At 65.5% G+C, this 22,516-nt stretch carries 20 protein-coding genes and 2 pseudogenes; 12 read left to right on the top strand and 10 right to left on the bottom strand.

Going from position 1 to position 22,516, the window contains the following annotated elements; translation table 11 throughout:
- Positions 1–18: 18 nt before the first annotated feature.
- The gene (locus ACZ5RK_RS09995; RefSeq protein ID WP_054647070.1) at positions 19–504 is read right to left on the bottom strand and encodes an adenosine diphosphatase; all 486 of its coding nucleotides are present in this window, start codon (positions 502–504) and stop codon (positions 19–21) included.
- Positions 505–552: 48 nt separating this feature from the next.
- On the opposite strand from ACZ5RK_RS09995, the gene mqnC reads away from it, so the two are divergent.
- Positions 553–1,713: a cyclic dehypoxanthinyl futalosine synthase gene (gene mqnC, locus ACZ5RK_RS10000; protein ID WP_464909040.1), complete on the top strand. Its 1,161-nt coding sequence runs from the start codon at positions 553–555 to the stop codon at positions 1,711–1,713.
- Here the strand turns inward: mqnC and trpA are convergent.
- Both trpA and trpB read right to left on the bottom strand, forming a co-directional pair.
- Positions 1,710–2,486, bottom strand: a complete 777-nt coding sequence (gene trpA, locus ACZ5RK_RS10005) for a tryptophan synthase subunit alpha (protein WP_464909041.1) — start codon at positions 2,484–2,486, stop codon at positions 1,710–1,712. The two genes, mqnC and trpA, sit on opposite strands and share 4 nt — an antisense overlap.
- Positions 2,483–3,700, bottom strand: a complete 1,218-nt coding sequence (gene trpB, locus ACZ5RK_RS10010) for a tryptophan synthase subunit beta (protein WP_464909042.1) — start codon at positions 3,698–3,700, stop codon at positions 2,483–2,485. The genes trpA and trpB overlap by 4 nt, the downstream gene beginning before the upstream one ends.
- 181 nt (positions 3,701–3,881) lie before the next feature.
- Here trpB and thyX point away from each other — a divergent pair, with 181 nt between their 5' ends.
- Positions 3,882–4,697, top strand: coding sequence for an FAD-dependent thymidylate synthase (gene thyX / locus ACZ5RK_RS10015; RefSeq protein ID WP_464909043.1), 816 nt, complete (start codon positions 3,882–3,884; stop codon positions 4,695–4,697).
- Here the strand turns inward: thyX and ligA are convergent.
- Positions 4,694–6,718, bottom strand: a complete 2,025-nt coding sequence (ligA, locus tag ACZ5RK_RS10020; protein ID WP_464909044.1) for an NAD-dependent DNA ligase LigA — start codon at positions 6,716–6,718, stop codon at positions 4,694–4,696. The two genes, thyX and ligA, sit on opposite strands and share 4 nt — an antisense overlap.
- A 48-nt stretch (positions 6,719–6,766) precedes the next feature.
- Here ligA and ACZ5RK_RS10025 point away from each other — a divergent pair, with 48 nt between their 5' ends.
- The 6 genes and pseudogenes from ACZ5RK_RS10025 to ACZ5RK_RS10050 form a co-directional block, all read left to right on the top strand.
- A complete protein-coding gene (locus tag ACZ5RK_RS10025) occupies positions 6,767–8,083 on the top strand; it encodes a hypothetical protein (RefSeq protein ID WP_464909045.1) in 1,317 nt (438 codons plus the stop codon).
- The gene (locus ACZ5RK_RS10030) at positions 8,080–8,385 is read left to right on the top strand and encodes a hypothetical protein (RefSeq protein ID WP_464909046.1); all 306 of its coding nucleotides are present in this window, start codon (positions 8,080–8,082) and stop codon (positions 8,383–8,385) included. The genes ACZ5RK_RS10025 and ACZ5RK_RS10030 overlap by 4 nt, the downstream gene beginning before the upstream one ends.
- Before the next feature lie 408 nt (positions 8,386–8,793).
- Positions 8,794–9,000 carry a hypothetical protein gene (locus ACZ5RK_RS10035; RefSeq protein ID WP_054647397.1) on the top strand — a complete coding sequence of 69 codons (207 nt, stop codon included), beginning with the start codon at positions 8,794–8,796 and terminating at the stop codon, positions 8,998–9,000.
- A gap of 336 nt (positions 9,001–9,336) precedes the next feature.
- Positions 9,337–10,521: a hypothetical protein gene (locus ACZ5RK_RS10040; protein WP_464910083.1), complete on the top strand. Its 1,185-nt coding sequence runs from the start codon at positions 9,337–9,339 to the stop codon at positions 10,519–10,521.
- Between the two features lie 254 nt (positions 10,522–10,775).
- Entirely contained in the window at positions 10,776–11,207 is a 432-nt protein-coding gene (locus tag ACZ5RK_RS10045) for a hypothetical protein (RefSeq protein ID WP_054647396.1), read from the top strand.
- Positions 11,204–11,554, top strand: a pseudogene (locus tag ACZ5RK_RS10050) (zonular occludens toxin domain-containing protein); the annotation flags it as partial. The gene ACZ5RK_RS10045 and the pseudogene ACZ5RK_RS10050, both read left to right, overlap by 4 nt.
- 178 nt (positions 11,555–11,732) lie before the next feature.
- Here the strand turns inward: ACZ5RK_RS10050 and ACZ5RK_RS10055 are convergent.
- A pseudogene (locus ACZ5RK_RS10055) lies at positions 11,733–12,811 on the bottom strand (IS630 family transposase).
- A gap of 725 nt (positions 12,812–13,536) precedes the next feature.
- Between ACZ5RK_RS10055 and ACZ5RK_RS10060 the strand changes: the two are divergent.
- The 3 genes from ACZ5RK_RS10060 to ACZ5RK_RS10070 all read left to right on the top strand — a co-directional run bounded on the left by ACZ5RK_RS10060 (position 13,537) and on the right by ACZ5RK_RS10070 (position 17,163).
- Positions 13,537–14,406 (top strand): IS110 family RNA-guided transposase, encoded by an 870-nt coding sequence (locus ACZ5RK_RS10060; protein WP_464910084.1) that lies wholly within the window; start codon positions 13,537–13,539, stop codon positions 14,404–14,406.
- A gap of 80 nt (positions 14,407–14,486) precedes the next feature.
- Entirely contained in the window at positions 14,487–15,611 is a 1,125-nt protein-coding gene (locus tag ACZ5RK_RS10065; protein ID WP_464909047.1) for a BMP family lipoprotein, read from the top strand.
- Between the two features lie 61 nt (positions 15,612–15,672).
- Entirely contained in the window at positions 15,673–17,163 is a 1,491-nt protein-coding gene (locus ACZ5RK_RS10070) for an ABC transporter ATP-binding protein (protein ID WP_464909048.1), read from the top strand.
- A 121-nt stretch (positions 17,164–17,284) separates the two neighbouring features.
- On the opposite strand, the gene ACZ5RK_RS10075 is transcribed toward ACZ5RK_RS10070, so the two are convergent.
- The 5 genes from ACZ5RK_RS10075 to ACZ5RK_RS10095 all read right to left on the bottom strand — a co-directional run bounded on the left by ACZ5RK_RS10075 (position 17,285) and on the right by ACZ5RK_RS10095 (position 21,480).
- Complete coding sequence (locus tag ACZ5RK_RS10075) at positions 17,285–18,214, bottom strand: hypothetical protein (RefSeq protein WP_464909049.1); 930 nt, start codon at positions 18,212–18,214, stop codon at positions 17,285–17,287.
- Positions 18,215–19,072, bottom strand: a complete 858-nt coding sequence (locus ACZ5RK_RS10080) for an LptA/OstA family protein (RefSeq protein ID WP_464909050.1) — start codon at positions 19,070–19,072, stop codon at positions 18,215–18,217. It lies immediately after the preceding gene.
- Complete coding sequence (locus tag ACZ5RK_RS10085) at positions 19,069–19,623, bottom strand: hypothetical protein (RefSeq protein ID WP_464909051.1); 555 nt, start codon at positions 19,621–19,623, stop codon at positions 19,069–19,071. Before ACZ5RK_RS10085 ends, ACZ5RK_RS10080 begins: the two co-directional genes overlap by 4 nt.
- 81 nt (positions 19,624–19,704) lie before the next feature.
- Positions 19,705–20,727: a lipid II:glycine glycyltransferase FemX gene (locus ACZ5RK_RS10090; protein ID WP_464909052.1), complete on the bottom strand. Its 1,023-nt coding sequence runs from the start codon at positions 20,725–20,727 to the stop codon at positions 19,705–19,707.
- A 3-nt stretch (positions 20,728–20,730) separates the two neighbouring features.
- On the bottom strand, positions 20,731–21,480 hold the full coding sequence (locus tag ACZ5RK_RS10095; protein WP_464909053.1) for a response regulator: 750 nt from the start codon (positions 21,478–21,480) through the stop codon (positions 20,731–20,733).
- Positions 21,481–21,552: 72 nt separating this feature from the next.
- Between ACZ5RK_RS10095 and pheA the strand changes: the two genes are divergently transcribed.
- Positions 21,553–22,374 (top strand): prephenate dehydratase, encoded by an 822-nt coding sequence (gene pheA / locus ACZ5RK_RS10100; protein ID WP_464909054.1) that lies wholly within the window; start codon positions 21,553–21,555, stop codon positions 22,372–22,374.
- Positions 22,375–22,516 lie beyond the last annotated feature (142 nt).

Here is a 22,516-nt window from a genome sequence, read left to right on the forward strand (position 1 = left end):
AGCCAGCATGGGGTGGGATTAGAGCTTGTAGCCGAAGCGGCGAAGCAGGTCCTTGCGCCAGGCCACCTCGGCCTCGTCCTCCACGCCCAGGGGCTTGAAGCCATCCATGACCCCGAGGATGGCCCTCTGCTCTCCCTCCTCGGCCACCACCACCTTCAGGGGGTTGGCGGTGGCGGCATAGATCCGCACCACCTCGGGGCAGGCCTTGACGGCGTGGAGGACGTTGATGGGGTAGAAGCCCTCCCCTAAGACGATGAGGAAGGCGTGGCCCGAGGCCAGGTTCAAGAGGTTCCTCACGGCGAGCTCCACCAGGGCCTCGTCCGTCCCCGAGCGGCGGATGAGGCGCTTGCCACTGGCCTCGGAGAAGGCCAGGCCGAACCGGATCCCCGGCACCGCCGTCACCAAGGCCTCGTGCAGGTCCTCCACCGTCTTGATGAAGTGGGCCTGGCCCAGGATGACGTTCAGGTTCTCGGGTTTCTCGATGGGGATGAGCTTGAGCTCCATGCCCCGATTTTACCCAAGGCCCCCCCGCCCGGGAAAAGCGGGTGTAGGATGGAGGACATGGACGTCCTGGAGAAGGCCGTGGCCGGGGAGAGGCTTTCCGAGGCCGAGGTCCTAACCCTCTTTGACCTTCCCCTCCCCGAGCTCGCCGCCGCCGCCCACGAGGTGCGCCTGAGGAAGACCGACCCCGAGGTGGTCACCTTCCTCATTGACCGCAACATCAACTACACCAACGTCTGCACCGTGGCCTGCGCCTTCTGCGCCTTCTACCGCACCAAGAGGCAGAAGGACGCCTACACCCTGAGTTACGAGGAGATCGCCCAAAAGATTGAGGAACTCTACCAGGTGGGGGGGAAGCGGATCCTCATGCAAGGCGGGGTGAACCCCGAGCTTCCCCTGGAGTGGTACCTGGACCTCCTCCGCTACCTCAAGGGCCGCTTCCCCGACCTGCGCATAGACGCCTTCAGCCCCGAGGAGATCCTGGGGCTGGAGCGGCTCACCGGCCTTAAGGCCGAGGCGATTCTGGAGAAGCTCAAGGAGGCAGGCCTGGACGGGATGCCGGGAGCAGGGGCGGAGATCCTGGTGGACGCGGTGCGGCAAAGAGCGGCCCCCGCCCGCATCCGGACCGCCGACTGGTACCGCATCGTGGACGCCGCCCAGGCCCTGGGCCTCTACACCCTGGCCAGCATGGTCATCGGCTTTGGGGAGGGGAAGGAGGAGAGGACCGCCCACCTCCTGGGCCTCCGCGCCCAGCAGGACAGGGCCCTGGAGCGCTACAAAAACGGCTTCGCCGCCTTTGCCCTCTGGACGCTTCAGGTGGAGCACACCCGCCTCAAGGGCAAGGCCCCCGGGGCCACGGCCCACGAGTACCTGAAGACCCTCGCCATCGCCCGCCTCGCCCTGGACAACTTCGCCCACCTCCAGGCCTCCTGGCCCACCCTGGGCTTCAAGGTGGCCCAGGCCGCCCTCTTCTACGGGGCCGACGACTTCGGAAGCACCATGCTGGAGGAGAACGTGGTCTCGGCGGCGGGAGGGCACGGCCGCACCCACGCCACGGTGCGCCAGATGGTGCGCCACATCGTGGACGCCGGGTTTAAGCCCGCGGAAAGGGACCCCCTCTACCGCATCCTCCGCTACCCGGACCCGAAGGCCCTCCTCCAGGAGCCGGAGCCCCTGGATTTGGATCTGAAGGGCTCTCCCGCGGGCGCCTAGGCCTTTTCCCTCTGGAGCCCCCGCCGGATCTCCTCCAGGAGGGGGCCCAGGGGGCGGCCCGCCTCGAGGGCCCGTATGAGGGCGCTCCCCACCACCACCCCATCGGCCACCGCCGCCTGGGCCGCTGTCTTTTGGCCCGAAACCCCGAAGCCCACGGCCACGGGGAGAGGGGTCTGGGCCTTGATGCGGCGCACCAGGTCCTCCACCTCTTCGGGAAGCCTCTCCCGCTCCCCGGTCACCCCGGTAACGGAAACGGCGTAGACGAAGCCCGTGGCGTAGCGGACCACGGTGGCGATGCGGGCTTCCGTGGAGGTGGGGGCGAGGAGAAACACCGTCTCCAGGCCGATCCCCTGGGCCAGGCGCACCAGGCCTGGGTCCTCGTCCGGAGGGAGGTCGGGGAGGATAAGGCCCGTGGCCCCCGCCTGCTTAAAGAGGCTGAAGAAGCGCTCCGGCCCCCAGGCCAGGACGGGGTTCAGGTAGGTCATGAGGAAAAGGGGCTTCTCGGTGAGGGAACGCACCTCCCGCACCAGCTCCAAGGTCCCCTGGACGCTCATGCCCTTCCTCAGGGCGGTCTCGCTGGCCCGCTGGATCACCGGGCCGTCCCCCAGGGGGTCGGAGTAGGGCAGGCCGATCTCCAAAAGGTCGGCAAAGGGAAGGACCTCCCCCACCGCCTGCAAAAAACCCTCCCGGCTGGGGAAGCCCGCGGTGAGGTAGGGGATGAGGGCGGCCCTTTCCTCCCTCTTGGCCTGGGCAAAGGCCTCCTTTGTGGTCATAGCTCCCCCCCAAGGAGACGCATGGCCTCGGTGACGTCCTTGTCCCCCCGGCCCGAGAGGTTGATGACCACCACCTCGTCCTTGCCCATCTCCGGCACCACCTTGGCGGCATGGGCGATGGCGTGGGCGGACTCCAGGGCGGGGATGATCCCCTCCAGCCTGGCCAGAAGCTTGAAGCCCTCCAAGGCCTCCTCGTCGGTAACGCTGGCGTACTCGGCGAGGCCGGTGTCGGCGTAGTAGCTGTGCTCCGGCCCCACCCCCGGGTAGTCCAGACCCGCCGAGACGGAGTGGGCCGGGGTGATCTGGCCATCGTGGTCGTAGAGGAGGTACATGTAGCTCCCGTGGAGCACCCCCCGCTTCCCCGCCCCGATGCTGGCGGCGTGCCTGCCCGTGGAAAGCCCTTCCCCGGCGGCCTCCACCCCGATGAGCCTTGGCCGCTCCCCTTCGGGCAGGTAGGCGAAGGGGGCGAAGAGGCCCACGGCGTTGGACCCGCCCCCCACGGCGGCGATGAGGGCGTCGGGCAGGCGGCCAAAAAGCTCCCGGCTCTGCCGCTTCACCTCCTCCCCGATGACGCTCTGGAAGTCCCGCACCATCATGGGGTAGGGGTGGGGGCCCACCACCGAGCCCAGGATGTAGAAGGTGGTGCGCACGTGGGTGATCCAGTCGCGGATGGCCTCGTTGGTGGCGTCCTTGAGGGTGCGGCTTCCCGCGGCCACGGGGCGCACCTCGGCCCCCAGGAGCTTCATGCGGAAGACGTTCAGGGCCTGGCGCCTCACGTCCTCCTCCCCCATGTAGACCACGCACTCCATGCCGAAGAGGGCCGCCACCGTGGCCACGCTCACCCCGTGCTGCCCCGCCCCCGTTTCGGCGATGACCCGGCGCTTGCCCATGCGCTTCGCCAGGAGGGCCTGGCCCAGGGTGTTGTTGATCTTGTGGGCCCCGGTGTGGAGAAGGTCCTCCCGCTTGAGATAGACCTGGGCCCCACCCCAGTACCGGGAAAGCCGCCTGGCGTGGTAGAGGGGTGTGGGCCTCCCTGCGAAGTTCCTCAGGTAGTGGTCCAGCTCCGCCAAAAAGGCGGGGTCCTTCTTGGCCTCCCGGTAGGCGGCCTCCACCTCCTCCAGGGCCGGGATCAGGGTCTCCGGCACGTACCGCCCCCCATAGGGCCCAAAGCGGCCCCGCTCGTTGGGTAAGGGGAAATCGGGTAAGGTGAGCATATCCCTCCAAAAAAGGCGCCAAGCGCCCGCAAGCCTTTCTATCCTAAGCCTTCGGTGCCGCCAGGGCCAAGGCCCTCAGGCCCGGTAACGCCCGTGGCGCCGCTTGTGGGGGAAGGGGGTTCTGACCCGCATGCCCTAAGGGTAAGGGGGAAAGGCCCGCCTGGCAAGTAGACTGGGGGGTATGGAGCCTGGAAGGGTCATACCCGTCCTGGACAAGGGATTTGTGCGCCTGGTGGACGTGATGGGGGACGACCGCGCCATCGTGCAGGCGGCCCGGGTGTCCTACGGGGAAGGAACCAAGACCGTGCGGGAAGACGCCGCCCTCATTGACTACCTCATGCGCCACCGCCACACCAGCCCCTTTGAGATGGTGGAGTTTAAGTTCCACGTCAAGGCCCCCCTCTTTGTGGTGCGCCAGTGGTTCCGCCACCGCACGGCCAGCGTCAACGAGGTGTCCGGACGCTACTCGGTCCTCAAAGACGAGTTCTACGAACCCGAGGCCTTTCGCAAGCAGGCGGGGAGGAACAAGCAGGCCTCGGAAGGCGCGCTTGAGGACGAAGAGGCCCTGGACCTCCTCCATAGGGTAAAGAAGGAAACCTACGAGGCCTACCAGGCCCTCCTGGAGAAGGGGGTTGCCCGGGAGATGGCGAGGATGGTCCTCCCCCTTTCCCTCTACACCGAGTTCTACTGGAAGCAGGACCTGCACAACCTCTTCCACTTCCTCAAGCTCCGCCTCGCCCCCGAAGCGCAATGGGAGATCCGCCAGTACGCCAAGGCCATAGCCCTCCTCGTCAAGGAGAAGGTCCCCCTGGCTTGGCAGAGTTACGAAGAGCACGTGCTTCAGGGGAAGAGCCTTTCCCGCACAGAGCTTAAGGCCCTCCGGGGCCTCTTGACCCCGGAAACCTACGAGAAGGCCCTTTCGGCCTTAGGCCTCCAGGGAAGCCGCCTGCGGGAGGCCTTGGAGAAGCTCTTCGGCCCGGAAGACGCCCTCCCTTAAGCCCCCACCCTTTGCCCCGTGCGGGCCTCTATAAGGCGGTAAAGCTCCTCCTCCGTGAGGGTGGGGACCCCCAGGGCCTTGGCCTTCTCCAGCTTGCTCCCGGGGTTTTCCCCCACCACCAGGTAACTCGTCTTGCGGCTCACGGAGTCCGTCACCTTGGCCCCGAGGCGCCGAAGAAGGGCCTTCACCTCCTCCCGGGGGCGGGAAAGCTCCCCGGTGATCACCAAGGTAAGGCCCTTCAGGGCCTCTCCCCCCCTCTCCTTGGCCTCCATCTCCACCCCCGCTTCCTTAAGCCGCCGCACCAGGCGGCGGAACTCGGGGTCGCGGAGGGTTTCCAGGATGGCCCTGGCGGTGAGCTCCCCCACCTCCTCCACCTCCAAGAGCTCCTCCAGGCTGGCCTCGAGGAGGCGGTCCATGGTCCGGAACCGGGCGGCCAGGTTCCGGGCCAAGACCTCCCCCACCCCGGGAAGCCCCAGGGCGAAGAGAAGGCGCTCCAGGCCCCGGTGTTTGCTCTCCTCTATCTGGCGGAGGAGGTTTTGGGCGCTCTTCTCCCCCATACGCTCCAGGCCCACCAGGTCCTCCTTCCTTAGGCGGTAGAGGTCGGCCACGTCCTTGACCAGACCCTTTTCCAGAAGTTTTTCTATGAGCTTCTCCCCCAGGCCCTGGATGTCCATGGCCTTGCGGGAAGCGTAGTGGCGGAGGGCCTCAAAGCGCTTGGCGGGGCATAAGGGGTTGGGGCAGCGGTGGACCTTCCCTTCCTTGACCAGGGGGTGGCCGCACTCTGGACAGCGCTCGGGCCAGCGGATGGGACGCTCCTCCCCGGTCCTCTTCTCCTTCAGGACCCTCAGGACCTCGGGGATCACCCCGCCCGCCTTGTGAACCAGGACGAAGTCCCCGATGCGGAGGTCCAGCTCTTCTATGTACGCCTCGTTGTGGAGGGTAACCCGGGAAACCTCGCTCCCCTCTATAAAGACAGGTTCCAGAATCCCCACCGGGGTCACCCGCCCGGTGCGGCCCACCTGGAAGACCACGTCCAGAAGCCGCGTCTCCTTCTCCTCGGCGGGGAACTTGTAGGCGATGGCGAAGCGGGGGGCCCTGGCGGTGTAGCCGAGCTCCCGCCAGAGGGCAAGCTCGTCCAGCTTCACCACCACCCCATCCGCCTCAAAGGGAAGGGTCCGCCGCTTTTTAAGCCAGTCCTGGTAAATCCTTTCCACCCCTTCCGTCCCCACCGCCCGGGCGAAGCCGTGCTCCACGGGGAAGCCCTTTTCCTTGAGCCAGTGGAGGAGGGCAAACTGGGTAGCGACCCCTTCCCTTTCCACCTCTTCCAGCCCAAGCCCCAGGGCGTAGAAGGTGGCCCTAAGGCCCCGCCTGGCGGTGATCCGGGGGTCTTTCTGCCTCAAAGACCCCGCGGCGGCGTTCCGGGGGTTTTTGAAGATCTTCTCCCCCTTTTCCTCCAGCTCCTCGTTGAGCCGGAGAAAGGCCTCTATGGGCATGTAGACCTCTCCTCGGACCTCGAGGCGCTCCGGCACCCCCTTTAGCCTCCTGGGGAGGGTGGGGAGGGTGAGGAGGTTCTGGGTCACCTCCTCCCCCACCTCCCCGTCCCCCCGGGTGGCCCCCCAGACCAGGATGCCCTCCTCGTAGTAGAGGTTCACGGAAAGCCCGTCCACCTTGTGCTCCACCGTGTAGGCGAAGGGGCCCCCTCGCCCCAGGGCCCGCTCTATCCTTTCCTCAAAGGCCCGGACCTCCTCCAGGGAGAAGGCGTTGTCCAGGGAGTACATGCGGGTGGGATGGCGGATGGCCCGGAAGGTGGCCTCCAGGGGCCTCGCCCCCACCTGAAGCGTGGGGGAGTCGGGGCTCCTTAGCTCGGGAAAGCGCTCCTCCAGGTCCCTTAGCTCCCTAAGAAGGCGGTCGTACTCGGCGTCGGAGATCTCCGGGGAATCCAGGACGTAGTAGCGGTAGTTGTGGTAGCGGATGAGGTCCCGGAGCTCGTTCACCCGTTTGCGGGCTTCCTCGAGGGTCATGCCTTGAGACTACCATGCGGCTTGATGAGCAGGATATTAGGGCATGGCTTGGACACGCTGGTCCTCAACTTTTACTGGCCCGAGGGGACGTATTCCCTCCCCGAGGGCTTACCTGAGAAGTTGGATGCCCTTAAGGACCAGTACCGGGTCAATCCCGAGGCGGCCATCCTCTGGGGTGTGGACGCCTACCTGCCTATCCCTAACCCTGCTCTTGACGGTTCTCTGTATGAAGCGGCCTTGGTCAGGCCTACCCGTCATTATCCCTGGCAGTTGAGCTTTGGGGCTGACGCTGTTCTGGTGAGCCTTTCGGCGGCCAAGGATACTACTCGCCGTTCCACCTTCCCTGCGGTGCGGGTGGAGCTCACCGGGCGCTTCATGATGTACGCTCGCCGGGATGCTCAGGCTGTGGTTTCCTGGCTCTTGGAGGCCCTGCAGAATCTGACGGGCTCCCGCCCTGAGCGTGTTCAGGTTTCTCGGGCCGACCTTTTCGTGGATTTGGAAGTCCCTGCTGGCACCTTCAAGGTCCAGGATGTGGACCGCTTCACGTCTAGGGGCAGGGTGCGCGGCCTCTACTCCGTGGGGGAGGCGGCGGGCCGCCAGGCCCCCGCCCCCCACGGGGAGGGGCTCATGAGTAACACGCCCCCCTCTACGCGACTGGAGGCCCCCCCATCCTGGGAGGAGGGCCCTGAGCACGTCGCCGCCTTCCTCCGTGGCCGGGAGTGGAGTGGATTCACGTTTGGCCGTGGCCCTCTCATGGCTCGGGTCTACTCCAAGACTATAGAGGCTAAGGCTAAGCCTGTTTCTAGGGTGCTCCTGAGGTCCTACGAGGAGGCCCTTGGCCCCATCACTGGGGAAGTGGTTCGCGTGGAGTTCCAGCTTCGTTCTGAAGTTCTCGCTGAGCTAATCGTGCCTGGTGATGGTTCTGACTTGCGGGATTGGTACGATTTCCTTTGGTTTGTTCCCGCCATATGGGAGTACCTGACGGGCTTCTGGTTGGTGTTGCGGGCTAAGGACCACGGCTATACCCGCATGCGTGATGCTCCTTTGGACCCGCTTTGGTTACTTGTTCAAGGTGCCTTCAAAAAAGGGGGTGAGAATGAGGGTTTTGGTCCAGCGGTGAGGGATAAGCGTCTGGGTGCGGTTGACCCCGTGGCTTTGCTCAAGCAGGCCCTCGGGGCTTTCATGACCGCTAAGGCCGTGGCGGCCCTCTCTGGCCTTTCCGATTTCTTCCGGGAAACTTGGGTCAACCTTTTTGAGGCCTTTGATGTGCGCGGTGCTGAGCGCTACTACAGGCAGGCTGAGTCTAGGAAGCTGGCTAGGTACGGGCTAATGCCCGAGGCGTATGCCTATGGAGGTACACCATGAGGGCGATTTTAGTTTTGGGAGTGTCTGAGTTCACTCGGAAGGATGGCACTAAGGGTGCTCGTGTAGTGGTGGCTTCTACCCCTCGCAACCCGAATGCCCGGGGTCTTTTGGCTGCTGAGCTTGAGGTGTTGCCCGAGGTGGCTGACGCCTTTAAGGTTCTGCCGGGCCTTTACAGGCTGGACTTGGAGACTTCCATCGCTAACGGCTTCGGTGGCCGTGCCAATGAGGTTCGCACCGTTGTCGTGGGCGCCGAGTTCATCTCTGAGCTGGTTCCTGCCCGTAAGGAGGTCAAGCAGGCATGATTGAGCCCGCCTATCTGCATGAGGTTCTGAAGGCCTTTGCCTTCGCCCTTGGGCTGATAGGTGGCTTGCTTGTGGGGGGTGATTGGTAGATGGACCCTCACGCTTGGTTTTTGTGGGTTTTAGGCCTTACTGCTACTCCTTATTCCCTTCTCGCGGCCTACCGCTACATGGGCCGCCTCTACGGGGGTATCTGATGTGGCAGTGCGTTCAGTGCGGCCTTCTCTACACCTTCCGCCCTCCCTCGTGCCTCTTCTGTGGGGGTGATGTGTGGATTACCGTGAGGTTTTCCAGGCCTTCTGGTGGGGACTCGGGGCTGGCCTCGTGGCCTCGTTCCTCCGCAACCTACTCCGTAGGCTCTAGGCACAGCCGGGGCATGACCCCGTTAGGTGCAGAAAGGAGGTGAGTGCTGTGAAGCGGGTGCTTCGTCTTCTCCCTGCCGCCGCGGTCCTGGCCGTTTCCGCCTTTGCTCAGGAGGCCGGTTTTGACCCCGCCCAGATTGCTCAGGGCGTTCAGAACTACGTTCTCCAGATTGCTGCGGCTGGCGTGGGTGTTCTCGTTCTCACCATTGGCCTCTCTGCCGCTTGGCGTTACGCTAAGCGCTTCCTCAAGGGGTAGGCCATGGGTTGGCGGGCTCTCCTACTGGTGGTGGTTGCTTTCCTGGTAGGGGGGCCCGCCCTTGCTTCTCCCTCCGATGCGTGGAAAGGGGCCATCAAAGGGGCCGTTGAGGGGATGACCCTGGACGAGATTATTGAGTGGTCTAACGGCCAATATCGCCGCCGAGCTACTATAGGCCGTTATGTTCGGTGGGGTGGCTCTATTCTCCTTGGATCTGCCCTGGTTTATACTGCTTTGGACTGGTTCTATGGGCATTTGAAGGAGCAGACGGGTACGTCTTTAGATGAATGGCGCTTTTGGGAGCCTGTGGACTGGTTGGAGGGATACTGTTTTGATATGGATGTATATGGTACTAAGCTAGCCACTATCAATTTTGTGCTTTTTGCTAGCGGCCGTCCGGAGCAGGCTCCGTTTGATACTTATCACCAGGTGAGGAATCAAAACTGTACTGCTGGCTTGGTGCTTTCCTATGCGCCTAGTGGGTGGGTTCAGACGTTTCATCCTCCACGGCGTGCTTGTAGCTACAAATCTGGTTATTCTGTGTGCGTGGTCCTGGTTCCGAAGGAAGGGGCTGGGCGCCCTGACCTTCCCACCTGGCTCCGGCAAGAACCGGATGCGGCCCCTGCCGTGCGGGATGTTGTGACTAGATATGTGGATGCTCATCCGCTAGGCTCGCCAAGTGTACCTTACCCGGGGGTTCGGCTGGAGCCTGTCCCTAACCCAAATCAGTGGACCGATAACCCCTTTACCCGTCCCGACATAGATACCGATGGGGATGGCTGGCCTGACTCTATTGAGTGGCATGAGGCCAACCGCCGGGGTCTCCCCTGGCCTGACGTTATCAATGACCCTCAGGTCCATCCTGACCCTAACGCTGACCCTGACGGGGACGGTTACCCTAATCTGCAAGAGGTTCAGGTAGGTACTGACCCCTATGACCCCGCTTCTCACCCTTCTCCTCGTTCTCCCACCAGTCCCTGGGTGGATACTGATGGGGATGGGTACCCTGATTCCCAGGAGATTGCTGAGGGGACTGACTCCCGGGACGCTTCCAGCCACCCTGACCCCGCTACTACTCCTCCTCAGCAGAAGCCCGAGGAGAATCCCGATTCCTGGCCGGGCGGTCCCCCTGCTGGACGCATCCAGCCCGTTCAGCTTCCCGAGGTTCCTCAGCTAGAGAAGAAGGACCTGCCCCGTTTTTCTGACTTAGACCGGGTTGCTGACGCTTGGAAGCAGCAGGTGGCCGATAGGTTTGGGCAGCGCATAAACACCATAAGGCAAGTGGCTATGGAGAAGTTCCCGTTTGGCATTGTTTTCCGCCTTACCAATAGACCCCCCATTTCTACCGAGTCCGTTTCCTGTTCCGTGCCTGTTGCTATTGGCCCCGTTACCGGGGAGTGGAATCCGTGCAACACTCCCTTCTGGCAGGTGGCTACCCAGTTCCGCCCCGTTCTCCTCGGCCTGTTCATGCTCGGGCTGACGTTCTCAATCGTTAGGAGGGCCCTGGATGTTCAGCCCTAAAGGGAATCCCTTCACAAGCGCCATTTTCCCCGCGCGTGCCCTCAACTGGTCTGGGTCTGGGGGCGGCGGGGTCCCCGTCAAGGGCGTTAGCCCCGGAGGGGCGGGCCGTGCATGCCTCTACGTTCTCCGGAGCCTTGCGAGGACGGGTGGAGACCTGCCGGAGGCCCGCCCCGGAGGGGTGCTCCGCACCCTTGACGGGGTGCCGCCCCCCAGTACGCTGTCCGGGCGGGCACGCGCGGGGGAAGGAGGTTGATATGAGTGCTCTCATCTCCGGTCTCCTGGACCTGCTCCAGTGGCTGGCTGGTACGTTCTCCGCCCTCGCTACCTGGCTGGTGAATACCGTCCAGGCCGTGGCTGCGTGGGTTCTCCGCCTGGTGGAGTACCCTCTTGTCTGGCTTTGGAATGCTGCTGTTGATGTCCTAGTGTGGGTTCTCAACGCCGTCTTTTGGCTCCTGGGGCATGTTGTTGATGTCCTTCTTGCCCTCTTGCAACTCCTGGTTAGCCTGCTGCCTAATATGCCTCCGTCTCTGCAGGATGCCATGGACCGCTATGTCATTCCCGCCTACAACATTGCTAACCAGATATTCCCCCTTTCTGAGGCGATAACGTATTTCTCCATCTGGGCTACGTTCTATGGCTTGTTTGCTCTGTGGCGCTTTATCACCTTCCTCCGGGGTGGCCGATGATAGAAGCTTTTGTTGGCATTCCTGGTAGTGGGAAGAGCTATGCCCTTGTCCTCAAGGGTCTCCAGGCCCTCGCACAAGGCCGCCCTGTTTACGCCAACTTCGGCTATATCCGGGAGAATGTCTATTATTGGCTCCGCAAGCGTGCTGGGCTTCCCCATAGGGAGGCAGTTTTGAGGACTGACCTAATCCACGAGATTCGTGATTATTCTGAACTCCTGAACGTGCATGATGGGGTCCTTCTCTTTGATGAAGCCCACATGTGGCTTCCCTCCCGGCAGTTTGACCTTATCCCCGTGGAGGTCATAGCCTTCTGGTCCCAGCACCGGAAGGTGGGCGTGGATGTCTACCTGGCTACTCAGCGCTATGGCTCGGTGGATGCCATAGTGAGGGAGTTGGTGGCCTTCGTCTACTGGGCACGCCCTGCCCCGTTCTGGCTCCGGGTCCTCCTCTACCCGGTGGCTCGGGGTCGGAAGGTTCTGCGCTACACGTCCATAATGGACGAATCCCTGGGCATGATGCAGCGCACTACTCGGGGTATCTTTGAGGGGGTGGCTCGCAATAAGTGCCCACGCATAGACCTTGCGACACCCCCTGCCCCATCCGCTCCCGCAGCCTCTCAAGGGCCTCAGCCACCGCCCCCCTCAGCTCCCCCACGCTCCCGTAGTGCCTCCGGGGCAGCAAAAACCCCTTCACCCGCCGCCACACCCCCTCCACCGGATTCAGGTGCGGGCTGTACCGGGGCAGGTAGGCCACCTCTAGCCCACGCTCCCTCCACCTCCCCGCCGCCTCCCGAAAGGCCCGGGACCGGTGAAAGGGCGCGTTGTCCAGGAACACCACCCCACGCGCCCCCTCCCGCTCCACCTCCCGGCTCAGTCCCTCCAGGTAGGCCACCACCTCCCCCGTCCCGCACCGCCCCTCCAGAAGCCTGTACCCTAGGACCCAGCCCCCCCAGGGAAGCCTCTCCAGGTGCGCCACCGCGTTCACCCGCCCCGACCTCCCCCAGGACCGCGGCACCCGCACCGCCTCCCCCTTCCTCGCCCAGGCGTAGGTGGGAGGCAGGGAGAGCCCAAACCCGCTCTCATCCAAAAAGAACACCCTCAGCCCCCCCTTTCCGCCTCCCCCAAGGCCGCCTTGAACCCCTCCACCTCCTCTTCCCGGGGCTTCCCCGTGGGCACATAGCGCGTCCGTTTCCACCGGTAGCCCATCTCCAGAAGCCTCCGCCGCACCGTCCCCGGGTGGAAGGTCACGAAGAAGCGCCTCTCCAGAGCCTCCAGAAGCCGGGGGGCCGTCCAGGCCTCCTCCCCCTGCAGAAGCTCCCGCAGGAAGGCGCTCATGGCCGGGGTCCACCGGGGCCTGGCCCCGGGGGGCTTACCGTCCTCAAGCCCCTCTATCCCCCTCTCCAGCCACCGCCTGAGGTCGCGGTGGAGGGTGGTGCGGTCCAGGCCCAGGTGGCGGGCGATCCGGGGAGCCGTCCACCCCTGGGCGGCCAGGCGTACCGCCTGGGCCCGGCGCCGGACCTTGTGGGGGACCACGGGGTTGGTCTCCAGCTCCCGGAGCTGGGCCTCCTGCTCGGGGGTCAGGTGGATGCGAAGGGGGGCAGGCATGTAGATAGTTTAATGCATAGACACTTAGCATCCTCATTCTGGACCCTCTCGCTGCTTCCTGCTACGATACCTACGCCATCTTTGAGCCTCCCATAGTCCGCCTTCAGCGTGAGCTGGACCCCAAGAAGCGGGCCGTCTTTGACCGCATGGGATTGGCCTGGGATGCCTCTAAGGTCCGTGGTCGCCGGGATGCCCCTCGGGCTGTGGACGGGGCTCCCTGGCTCACCATGCAGGAGCTGGCCCGGGCCTACCGGGAAGGTCGCCCCCCCCACGAACTTCTCCGGCAGAAGTGGCAGGAGTGGGTAGACTCTTTGCGTGGGGTGGTTCCTCCTGGTTCTCCTCCTGATACTGCTGGCCCTTCTGCTGAGGGGCCTTTGGACTGGTCCAGCTTCGCTTGGGGTGGCTAGGTGCCCTAAGTGCGGCATGCCTCAGGCCCTTGCTCTTCAGGTCAAGGCGGGCAAGCGCTTCTGCCCCTACGTTGCCTATGGGCAGTGCCCCTATGACCCTCGCCGTGGGCTCTGGCGGCAAAGGCGCTAAGATGGTTCCGGGGCAGGCTTGGGCCGCTGGGTAAACTGGCCTTCGGGGTCGTCCTTGAGACTGGCCTTCTCCCCCGGCGTCATGGTAGTTGGCCCTCGGGGTCGCTTGGAAGAGTGCATGGGGGGGCCTGCCCCTATACTTTGGTTGTGGTCTTTGTTGGCGTGGACGTGAGTGCGCATAGGTTGGATGTGGCCCTGGGTAATGGGGTTCTTCAGTTCCCTAACCCTGAGGGCATACCTGACCTTATCGCCGCTTTGCCTCCTGGTGCCGTGGTGGGTCTGGAGGCTACGGGAGTCTACGGGAAACCTCTGGCTTTTGCCCTTTACCGCGCGGGCTTCAGGGTCTATGTTCTCAACCCGCTGGCGGTCAAAAACTATGCCCGTTCCCTTCTGCGGCGGGCTAAGACTGACCGGGCGGATGCCCGTCTGTTGGCTCGCTTCTTGGCTGAGCGCCACCAGGACTTGGAGCCCTATGAACCTACTCCGGATGCCATCTATCAGGTGGGTCTTCTGGTTCGGTTTGCGCATGGGTTGCGTTCTCAGCGGGTAGCTGTCTTGAACCGTCTTCATGCGTGGCAGTACGCTTGGCCGGGTGGCTTTCAGGTGGTGGCTCATGTGCCTCGTACCCTGGAGGATTTACGGGCTAACCTCGAGGCCCTGGCGGTTGACCTTCTCCGGTCTGACCCCGAGGCCTGGAGGCAGTTTGAGGCGTTGCAAACTCTACCCGGCATAGGCCCCTCTAATGCCCTCACTATACTGGCCTACTCAGGGGACTTGCGGCGCTTCAAGTCTGCTCGGGCCTACGCCGCCTTCACCGGGTTGACTCCGGCGGTCCACCAGTCTGGTGAGCTACCTGAGCGGTCTAGGATTTCCCGCATGGGGACGGGTCCGCTGAGGGGTGCTTTTTGGATGGCGGCCTTGCATGCTCAACGGGTGGAGCCGTATGCCTCCTTGGTGGACCGCCTTCTGCGGTCTGGAAAGTCTAAGAAGTCCGCCCTCACTGCCGTAGCTAATAGGCTGGCACGTGCGTCTTGGGCGGTGGTCGTGAAGGGTTTCTAGTGGGGGGCTTGACAAGTGGGCGTTGGAAGTTTACCCAAGCCCGGTATAATAGGCCCCGGCGAGTAGCCACGGAGGTGAACATGAAACGAGCTTTAGCGCTTATGGCGGTGCTGGCCCTGGGCCTCGGCCTGGCCCAGGTGCGGGTGGGGATTGCCTTTGATGCCGGCGGCAAGTTTGACCGCTCCTTCAACCAGTCCGCCTGGGAGGGGGCGCAGAAGGCGGCCAAGGACCTCGGGGTCAAGCTCTTTGACTTTGAGCCCGCCGATCCCTCCCAGGTGGGCCAGGGCATCCGCACCTTCGCCGAGGAGGGCTTTGACCTGGTGATCGGCGTGGGCTTCGCCAACGAGCCCGCCATCACCGCCACGGCCAAGGAGTTCCCCAAGGTGAACTTCGCCGTCATCGACGCCGTGCCCGGGGAAGGGAAGCTCCAAAACGCCGTGGGCCTGGTCTTCCGGGAGCACGAGGGCAGCTTCCTGGTGGGCTACATCGCCGGGAAGATGAGCCGCACCGGCGTGGTGGGCTTCATCGGGGGTATGGACATCCCCCTCATCCACAAGTTTGAAGCGGGCTTCCGCGCCGGGGCCGAGTACGCCTTCAAGGAGGACAAGATCCAGGGCAAGGTGCTGGTGGGCTACGTGGGCAACACCCCCGCCGCTTGGAACGACCCGGCCAAGGCCAAGGAGATCGCCGCAGCCCAGGTGCGCCAGGGCGCCGACATCATCTACGCCGCCGCCGGGGGCTCGGGCCTCGGGCTCATCGACTACGTGAAGCAGGCCAAGTGCCTCAAGGAAGGGGGCAACGTCAAGTTCGTGCGTAAGGCCGACCCCTACGCCAAGGTGCCCAAGTACGCCGACTACACCAAGGCCTGCGGCACCGACGGCACCAAAGCCACGCCTCTCTTCTTCATCGGCGTGGACGCCAACCAGAACTACCTGGGCGACACCGACAACAACCCCAACACCCTGAACCACGGCCTCACCTCCATGATGAAGCGGGTGGACGTGGCCACCTACGAGGTCATCAAGAGCGTGGTGCAGAAGGCCTTCAAGGGCGGGGTCAGGGAGTTCGGCCTGGCCAACAACGGCGTGGGCTACGCCCTGGACCAGTACAACAAGGCCCTGATCCCCGCGAGCGTGGTAAGCAAGCTGGAGGTCCTGAAGCAGCAGATCATCAAGGGCCAGATCAAGGTGCCCGAAAGCCGCTAAGGGCGGGTGAGCTTGGAGCCGGGGCCTTTGGCCCCGGCTTTTTCGGGGTATACTCCCTCCCGTGGCGAAGGCCCTGGTCCTCAAAGACATCACCAAGCGCTTCCCCCTGGTCCTGGCCAACGACCGCATCTCCTTGGACCTGGAATGGGGGGAGGTGCTGGCCCTGGTGGGGGAGAACGGGGCGGGCAAGTCCACCCTGATGAAGATCGTCTACGGCCTCCAGCCCCCCGACTCGGGGGAGATGTGGGTGGAGGGGAGGCCCTACAGGCCCAAAAGCCCCACCGACGCCATCCGGGCGGGCATCGGCATGGTCCACCAGCACTTCATGCTGGTGGAGCCCTTCACCGTGCTGGAGAACCTGGTCTTAGGCCTCGAGCCCGGAAGCCCCCTCTTCTTGGACCTCGAGGCGGCCCGAAAGCGGGCGGGCCGCCTCATGGAGGAACTGGGCTTCCAGGTGCCCCTGGAGGAGAAGGTGGAAAACCTCCCCGTGGGCCTGCAGCAGCGGGTGGAGATCCTCAAGGCCCTCTACCGGGAGGCCAGGATCCTCATCCTGGACGAGCCCACCGCCGTCCTCACCCCCCAGGAGGCCGAGGAGCTCTTCCGCTTCCTCAGGGCCTACGTGGCCAAGGGAAACGCCGCCATCTTCATCAGCCACAAGCTCAAGGAGGTGCTGGAGGTCTCCGACCGCGTCACCGTGGTCCGGGACGGGAAGGTGGTGGGCACGGTGCGGACCCGGGAAACCTCCCTGGAGGCCCTCGCCCGCATGATGGTGGGCCGGGAGGTGGTCCTGAGGGTGGAGAAGGCCCCGGCGAGGCCAGGGGAGGTGGTCTTGGAGGTGGAGGGCCTCGAGGCCCCGCCTCGCCTCAAGGGGGTGAGCTTCCGGGTCAGGGCCGGGGAGATCGTGGGCATCGCCGGGGTGGAGGGGAACGGCCAGACCGAGCTGGTGGAGGCCCTGGCGGGCCTTCGCCGCCACCGGGGGGTGGCCCGCTACCTGGGCAAGCCCCTCCCCCCCATGGCCCGGGGGGTGCGGGAGCTGGGGGTGAGCCACATCCCCGAGGACCGGCTCCTCCGCGGCCTGGTCCTGGACTTTTCCGTGAAAGAAAACGCCGTCCTCGGGGACCACCACCGCCCGCCCTTCCGGGGGTTCCTGGGCTTCCTGGAGGAGGGGGCCCTCGAGGCCCACGCCCAGCGCCTGGTGGAACGCTTTGACGTGAGGCCCCGCTCCACCGCCCTCTCCGCCCGGCGCTTCTCGGGGGGCAACCAGCAAAAGATCGTGGTGGGAAGGGAGCTCCTTAGAGCCCCTAAGCTCCTCATCGCCGCCCAGCCCACCCGGGGCGTGGACGTGGGAGCCATTGAGTTCATCCACCGCCAGCTGGTGGAGGCCCGGGACCAGGGGATGGCGGTGCTCCTGGTCTCCGCCGACCTCTCCGAGGTCCTGGCCCTCTCCGACCGGATCCTGGTGATGCACGGGGGAAGGATCGTGGGGGAACTTTCCCCCGGGGAGGCCACGGAGGAACGGCTGGGCCTCCTCATGGCCGGCATCACCGCCTAAATACCCCGCTCTGGCTTGCGGTACTTAATACCCTCCCTGTTTCCTTCGCCCTACCGGCTCGGGGAAGCCCGCCTAGGGGCCCCCATGCTGGCCCAAGCCAGCATGGGGTGGCATTAGGCCCCTACTCCCGGAACTCCCCCGCCACCCGGGAAAGCACCACCACCTCCCCGGTCCTTAGGGCGTAGCGCACCCGTTCGCCCCGGACAAAGCCCTTCTCGTCCCGGCTTTCCACCCCGCCGTAAAGGTAGGCGTACCCCTCCTTCTCTTGAAGGAGGGCCTTCTCCGCCCGGGTGGTGCGCCCCCCCTGGGCGAAGGTCACCCCGCCCAGGAGCCAGAGGCGGTCCTCGTCCAGGAGGTAGCGGAGGCTTCCCGCCTTGCCGGTGAGGGGCTTCTCCCCCTGGCGCTCCACCTCCAGGGGCCCCTCCAAAAGCGCTTCCCCGGTGTCGTTGTGGTAGCGTAAGCGGCTTCCCTTGACCCGCACCGCCCCCTGGGCCACCACCACCTCCCCCGGACCCGGGCGAAGCTCTAGACGCCCCTCTTCTTCCACAAAGCGGGCCTCCCCTCCGGAGAGGGAAAGCTCCTCCCGCCCCCCCCGCTCCACCACCGCCAAGGGCCCCCGGGCCTCCACCTCCTCCCCCAGGCGCACCTCCACCCCCTTGGGGTCGGAAAGCACCAGGCGCAAATACCTTTCCCCCTTCCCCTCCCCCGCCCGCCTCAGGCGCATGAGGTAAGGAAGGCCCTCCCGCTCCAGGTCCCGGTTGTAGGCCGCCTCCACCCGCTCCCCCGGCTTCAACCCCTCCTCCACCGCACTCCCGGCATCGCGGTAGAAGGTGCGATCCCCCACCTGCACCCGGTCCGGCGCCAAGGAGCGGAGCTCGCCCGAATACAGGTCCCCGTAGTCGGCGTAGAAAAGGCTCCCCTCCTCCCCCGAAACCCAGGCCACCACCTTCTTGTCCTTGCGGACGAGCTCCACCTCCGGGCGGTAGACCTCCTGGGCCAGGGCGAGGGCGAGGCCAAGAAGGGCGAGGAAAAGGGGCCTAAGCCCGAGCACCTACCTCTCCCCGAGCTTCTTGAAGTCCCCCAAGGGCAGGCGGAAGGCCTGGCCGTAGACCCGGACCTGGTGGCGGTTCACGTTGTGAAGCAGGGTGGAGCCGGAAAGCCGGAAGCCCTCCTTCTTGTTCTCGCTCACCGCAGGCTTCCCCAAAACGATGGCCTCGCCGGTGGTGTCGTCGTAGTAAAGGCTTTCCCCGGTGGTCACCAAGTCCCCGTCCTGGAGCCGCACCCCACCCGTGGCGATGAGCTTTCTGGGGCCGGTGAGGCTTCGCACCTCCTTGGCCAGGATCCTGAGGTCCCCGTCCTTGCGCTTGCGGACCAGGACCACCTCCTTGGGATCGGAGAAGACGGCCAGGCCCCTTTCCTCCTCGTAGTAGACCAGGCCTGCCCGGCCCTCCTGCTGGCCGCTACGCAGCAGGGCGTTTTCGCTGGTGGAGGTATCCGTGTCCACCTGGAAGGTCATGCGGCTTCCCTCCACCTCCACGGGGTCCTCCCCCGGCTTGGGTTCCTGGCGCATGTGGGCAGGGCCAACAAGCTCCCCTTCCCCGGTCTTCTCCCGGTAGACCAAGAGGGGCCCCCTGGCCTCCACCCGGCCCCGGCGCACCACCACGCCCCCCTCAAAGCGGGCCTCCCGCTCCCCTTCCGCCTCCTGCATGGTCTTGCCCTTGGGAGCGGTGAGGGTAGCCCTGGGGGCCTCGATGGTGAGGTCCTTGACCCGGCCCTTAACCCCCCCCTCAAAGGTCCAGGGCCCATAGCGAAGATCCCCGGAGAGCCGACCACCTTCCACCTGGATCACCCGCACGTTGGCGGCCGCCAAAGCCAGCCCCAAAACCAAAAGCCATCCCCATCTCCTCATGAACGTCCTCCCTCCACGGTGCAAGGTCCAAAGCTGCCCCCTGCGGGGAAGGAAAAGCGGGGGTGGGCCGCTTCCATCCTCTGCAGGGCGAAGTCCGAGCGAAACTCCCAAGCCTCCCCCCGGAGGTTCGGGGCCTCTATCCGCACCCAGGGCGCCTGGAACCCCTCCTTCTGCCGAATGAGCACCTCCCCCTTACCCGGGGCGGAAAGCTCCAAGCGGTAGCAACCCTGGAGGATCTCCACCCGGGCGTAGGGCAGGCGGAGGTTGTCCCCGGGCTCCACCACCACCTCCGGGGCAAAGAGGCGCAGGTCCAGCCTGCCCTCCACGTACCGGGCCCCGGAAATCCCCCCGCGGATGCGGAAGACCCCGCCCTCCTCCACCATCTCCTCCGCCAGAAAGCGCCACTCCACCCCCTCCTCCTCCGGGAAGAGGGCGAAGGCCACGCCCTGGAGCCGGACCCCCGCCTCCTCCCTCGGACCCCCAGGGGGACGGAGGAGGAAAAACCCTAGGACCACCGCCAGGGCCAGGAGGAGCACAAGCCAGCGCCCCACGCCCCTACCTTATCCGAGCCACCTTGAGAAAGATGATTCCCCGTTTAAGTACCCCGCCGTGGCCTAGGCCCAGGCGGGCGGTTACCCCAGCACGTCCCTGGGGTTTCCCCGCACCCGGAGGTTCACCCAGGTCTTCCGCAACCGGAGAAGGGCCCTCAAGGGGCGGTAGAGGGGGGAGAGGGGCAGGGCGTAGGCGGGAAAGCGCACCCTCCTGCCCCCAAACCCCTCCTTGAAGCGCCAGATCCCCTCGGCATGGCTCCCCTCGGGGTTTTGCGGCACCCCCCAGAGGTCGTAGACCCGGTACCCCCGGGCAAGGCCATGGCGGATGGCGGCCAGGTGCATCCCCATGGGGGCCTTGGCCTCGGGGTGCTTCCGGCTACTTCCCCCATAGAGGTAGTCCACCTTGCCGGCGAAGGCCACGAAGAGCCCGGCGGCCAGGGCCTCTCCCTCCTTGCGGGCCACGGCGAGGAAGGCCTCCCCCAAAGGCTGGTTCATCTCCTTTAGGACCGCCCGATAGTAGGCCTCGGAATGCTGCAGAAGCTTGGCCCGCCGGTTGGTTTCCTCAAAGAGGCGGAAGAAGTCTGAGAAGGCCTCCTCGCCCTCCACCAAGAGCTCCACCCGCTTGAGGGCCAGCCTGGCGTTTCTCCGGTGCATCTCCTTCATGCCTCTAAGAAGGGCCTCCTCCCCTTGGGTAAGGTCCAGCCAGAGGGAAAAGGCCGGCTGCACGGGTTCTTCGGGAAGGAGGCCGGGGAAGGTGGGGGGGGACGCCTCGGCGGGAAGGCCCGCCTCCGGTTCCAGGAGGAGGTGGGTGCCCCTCACCCCGCGGGCCAGGGCCCGGGCCACGGCGGGGAGGTCCTGGAGGTGGCGGAGGGCGGGCCCCCTAGGGGCGTAGGCCAGGGTAAGGCCCCCGGGGAGGGACCTGAGGAGGACCTGGGCCGCCCCCAGAAGCTCGCCTTTCCGGTAGACCGCCAGGCGCCGCGGCGTCCAACCGGAAAGGCGCTTCACCTCCCCCCAGCCCCAAGACTGCAGAGCGCTGGTGATGGGGAAGGCCGCCACCAGGGTGTTCCAGGCCTCGGGTTCGCGGATTTCCGAAAGCTCCCACACCCTTCAAGGGTACAGGGCCCGGGCGAGGTCTTCCAGGAGGCCATCCCCCTCCAAGGGCAGCCCCTGGCGCTCCAGGTAGGCCTTAAGGGCCTCGGCGAAGCGCGGGTCCTTAACCCGGGCCACCCGCTCGGCGAGGGGCACCAGGGGCCAGCCGTAGGCCAGGTGGCCTAAAAGGTCATAGAGGTCGTAGGCCCCGGGGAGGATACGGCGCAGAAGCGCCTCGGTCCAGCCCTTGGCCACCAGGTTCTGCAGGAGGGCCCGGCGGCTTGCCGTCTTGCGCCAAAGCTCCCGGAAGCGCTTCTCCTCGGGAAGGACCTGGGCGAGGCGGGAGCGCACCTCCTCCAGGGTGGCCACCCGCTCCCCCCCAGGCAGGAGGTACCCCTCCCGGCTCAAAAGGCCTTCCACCGCCTGCTTAAGCCGCCGCCCCGCCACGGGCTTTTCCAGGAAAAGGTCCGCCCCCAGGGCCTTCCCCACCCCCTCCAGCTCCCGCCCGCCCCCGGTGAAGAGGATGACCGGGACCTTGCTCAGGCGGCGGACGGCGCGAATGCGCCCCAGGAGGGAGAGGCCGTCCATATCGGGCATCATGATGTCCAGGACGATGAGGTCGGGGGTCTCCTTGCGCAGGTACTCCAGGGCGGCCTTGGCCGAGTCCGCCGAGATCACCTCGTGGCCCGAGCCGGAAAGGAGCACCTCCAGGAGGTAGCGGATGCGAGGATCGTCGTCCACCACGAGAAGGCGCGCCACGGAAAACATGCTAAGCCAAGGGGGCGCTCCCGTGCACCCCAGCCCTTCCCGCCGGGCTCCCGGGGAAGGTATCATGGGGCGATGAAGATCGCCTTCCAGGGCACGGAAGGGGCCTACAGCGAGGAGGCCTTGCTCAAGACCTTCCCCGAGGCCATCCCCTTGGGCTTCCCCACCTTCCACCAGGTCTTTGAGGCGGTGGAGGCGGGGGAGGCCGAGCTGGGCGTGGTGCCCGTGGAAAACACCACCGCCGGGAGCATCAACCAGACCTACGACCTCCTCCTGGAAAGCGACCTCCACGTGGTGGGAGAGGTGGTCCACCGGGTGGAGCACTGCCTGCTCGCCCCCAGGGGCACGGGGCTAAAGGACCTAAAGGCCGTGAAGAGCCACCCCCAGGCCCTGGCCCAGTGCGACGGCTTCCTGGCCCGGATGCGCCTGACCCCCATCCCCGTCTACGACACCGCGGGGGCTGCCCGGGCCCTGGCCGAGCACCCCGAGCCCGGGGTGGGGGCCATCGCCTCGAGGCGGGCCGCTGAGCTCTATGGCCTGGAGATCCTGGCGGAGAACATAGAGGACTACCCCCACAACTACACCCGCTTCTTCGTCATCGGGCGCGAGGAGGCCAAAAAGGGGGAGGGGCCCTACAAGACCAGCATCGTCTTCGCCGTGCGCCACCGCCCCGGGGGGCTTTTGGAGGCCCTTTCGGTCTTCGCCGAAGCCGGGGTCAACCTCACCAAGCTGGAGTCCAGGCCCCGCCGGGACAGGCCCTTCAGCTACCTCTTCTACCTGGACCTCGAGGGCCACCTGGAGGACCCAGGCCCCGCCCAGGCCCTCCTGGGCCTCCTAAGGCGGGCGGCCTTCCTAAAGGTCCTGGGCTCTTACCCCGCTTACCAAAACGGCTCCTAAGTGCCCGCGCCTTGGCTCTGCGGCATGAGGGCCTCTACCTGAAGGTCCAGGAAAGCCCCTTTCTCCCTGTTTCCTTCGCCCTACCGGCTCGGAGAAGGCTGCCTAGGGACCTTTTACCGGGGCCCCCGTGCTGGCCCAAGCC

It is taken from the genome of Thermus kawarayensis JCM 12314 (genome assembly GCF_055393575.1).

What these genes read in the sequence shown, in the direction of transcription:
- ACZ5RK_RS09995 (WP_054647070.1), bottom strand. Translation starts at nt 504, where the DNA reads ATGGAGCTCAAGCTCATCCCCATCGAGAAACCCGAGAACCTGAACGTC.
- mqnC (WP_464909040.1), top strand. Translation starts at nt 553, where the DNA reads ATGGAGGACATGGACGTCCTGGAGAAGGCCGTGGCCGGGGAGAGGCTT.
- trpA (WP_464909041.1), bottom strand. Translation starts at nt 2,486, where the DNA reads ATGACCACAAAGGAGGCCTTTGCCCAGGCCAAGAGGGAGGAAAGGGCC.
- trpB (WP_464909042.1), bottom strand. Translation starts at nt 3,700, where the DNA reads ATGCTCACCTTACCCGATTTCCCCTTACCCAACGAGCGGGGCCGCTTT.
- thyX (WP_464909043.1), top strand. Translation starts at nt 3,882, where the DNA reads ATGGAGCCTGGAAGGGTCATACCCGTCCTGGACAAGGGATTTGTGCGC.
- ligA (WP_464909044.1), bottom strand. Translation starts at nt 6,718, where the DNA reads ATGACCCTCGAGGAAGCCCGCAAACGGGTGAACGAGCTCCGGGACCTC.
- ACZ5RK_RS10030 (WP_464909046.1), top strand. Translation starts at nt 8,080, where the DNA reads ATGAGGGCGATTTTAGTTTTGGGAGTGTCTGAGTTCACTCGGAAGGAT.
- ACZ5RK_RS10040 (WP_464910083.1), top strand. Translation starts at nt 9,337, where the DNA reads ATGGATGTATATGGTACTAAGCTAGCCACTATCAATTTTGTGCTTTTT.
- ACZ5RK_RS10045 (WP_054647396.1), top strand. Translation starts at nt 10,776, where the DNA reads ATGAGTGCTCTCATCTCCGGTCTCCTGGACCTGCTCCAGTGGCTGGCT.
- ACZ5RK_RS10065 (WP_464909047.1), top strand. Translation starts at nt 14,487, where the DNA reads ATGAAACGAGCTTTAGCGCTTATGGCGGTGCTGGCCCTGGGCCTCGGC.
- ACZ5RK_RS10080 (WP_464909050.1), bottom strand. Translation starts at nt 19,072, where the DNA reads ATGAGGAGATGGGGATGGCTTTTGGTTTTGGGGCTGGCTTTGGCGGCC.
- ACZ5RK_RS10095 (WP_464909053.1), bottom strand. Translation starts at nt 21,480, where the DNA reads ATGTTTTCCGTGGCGCGCCTTCTCGTGGTGGACGACGATCCTCGCATC.
- pheA (WP_464909054.1), top strand. Translation starts at nt 21,553, where the DNA reads ATGAAGATCGCCTTCCAGGGCACGGAAGGGGCCTACAGCGAGGAGGCC.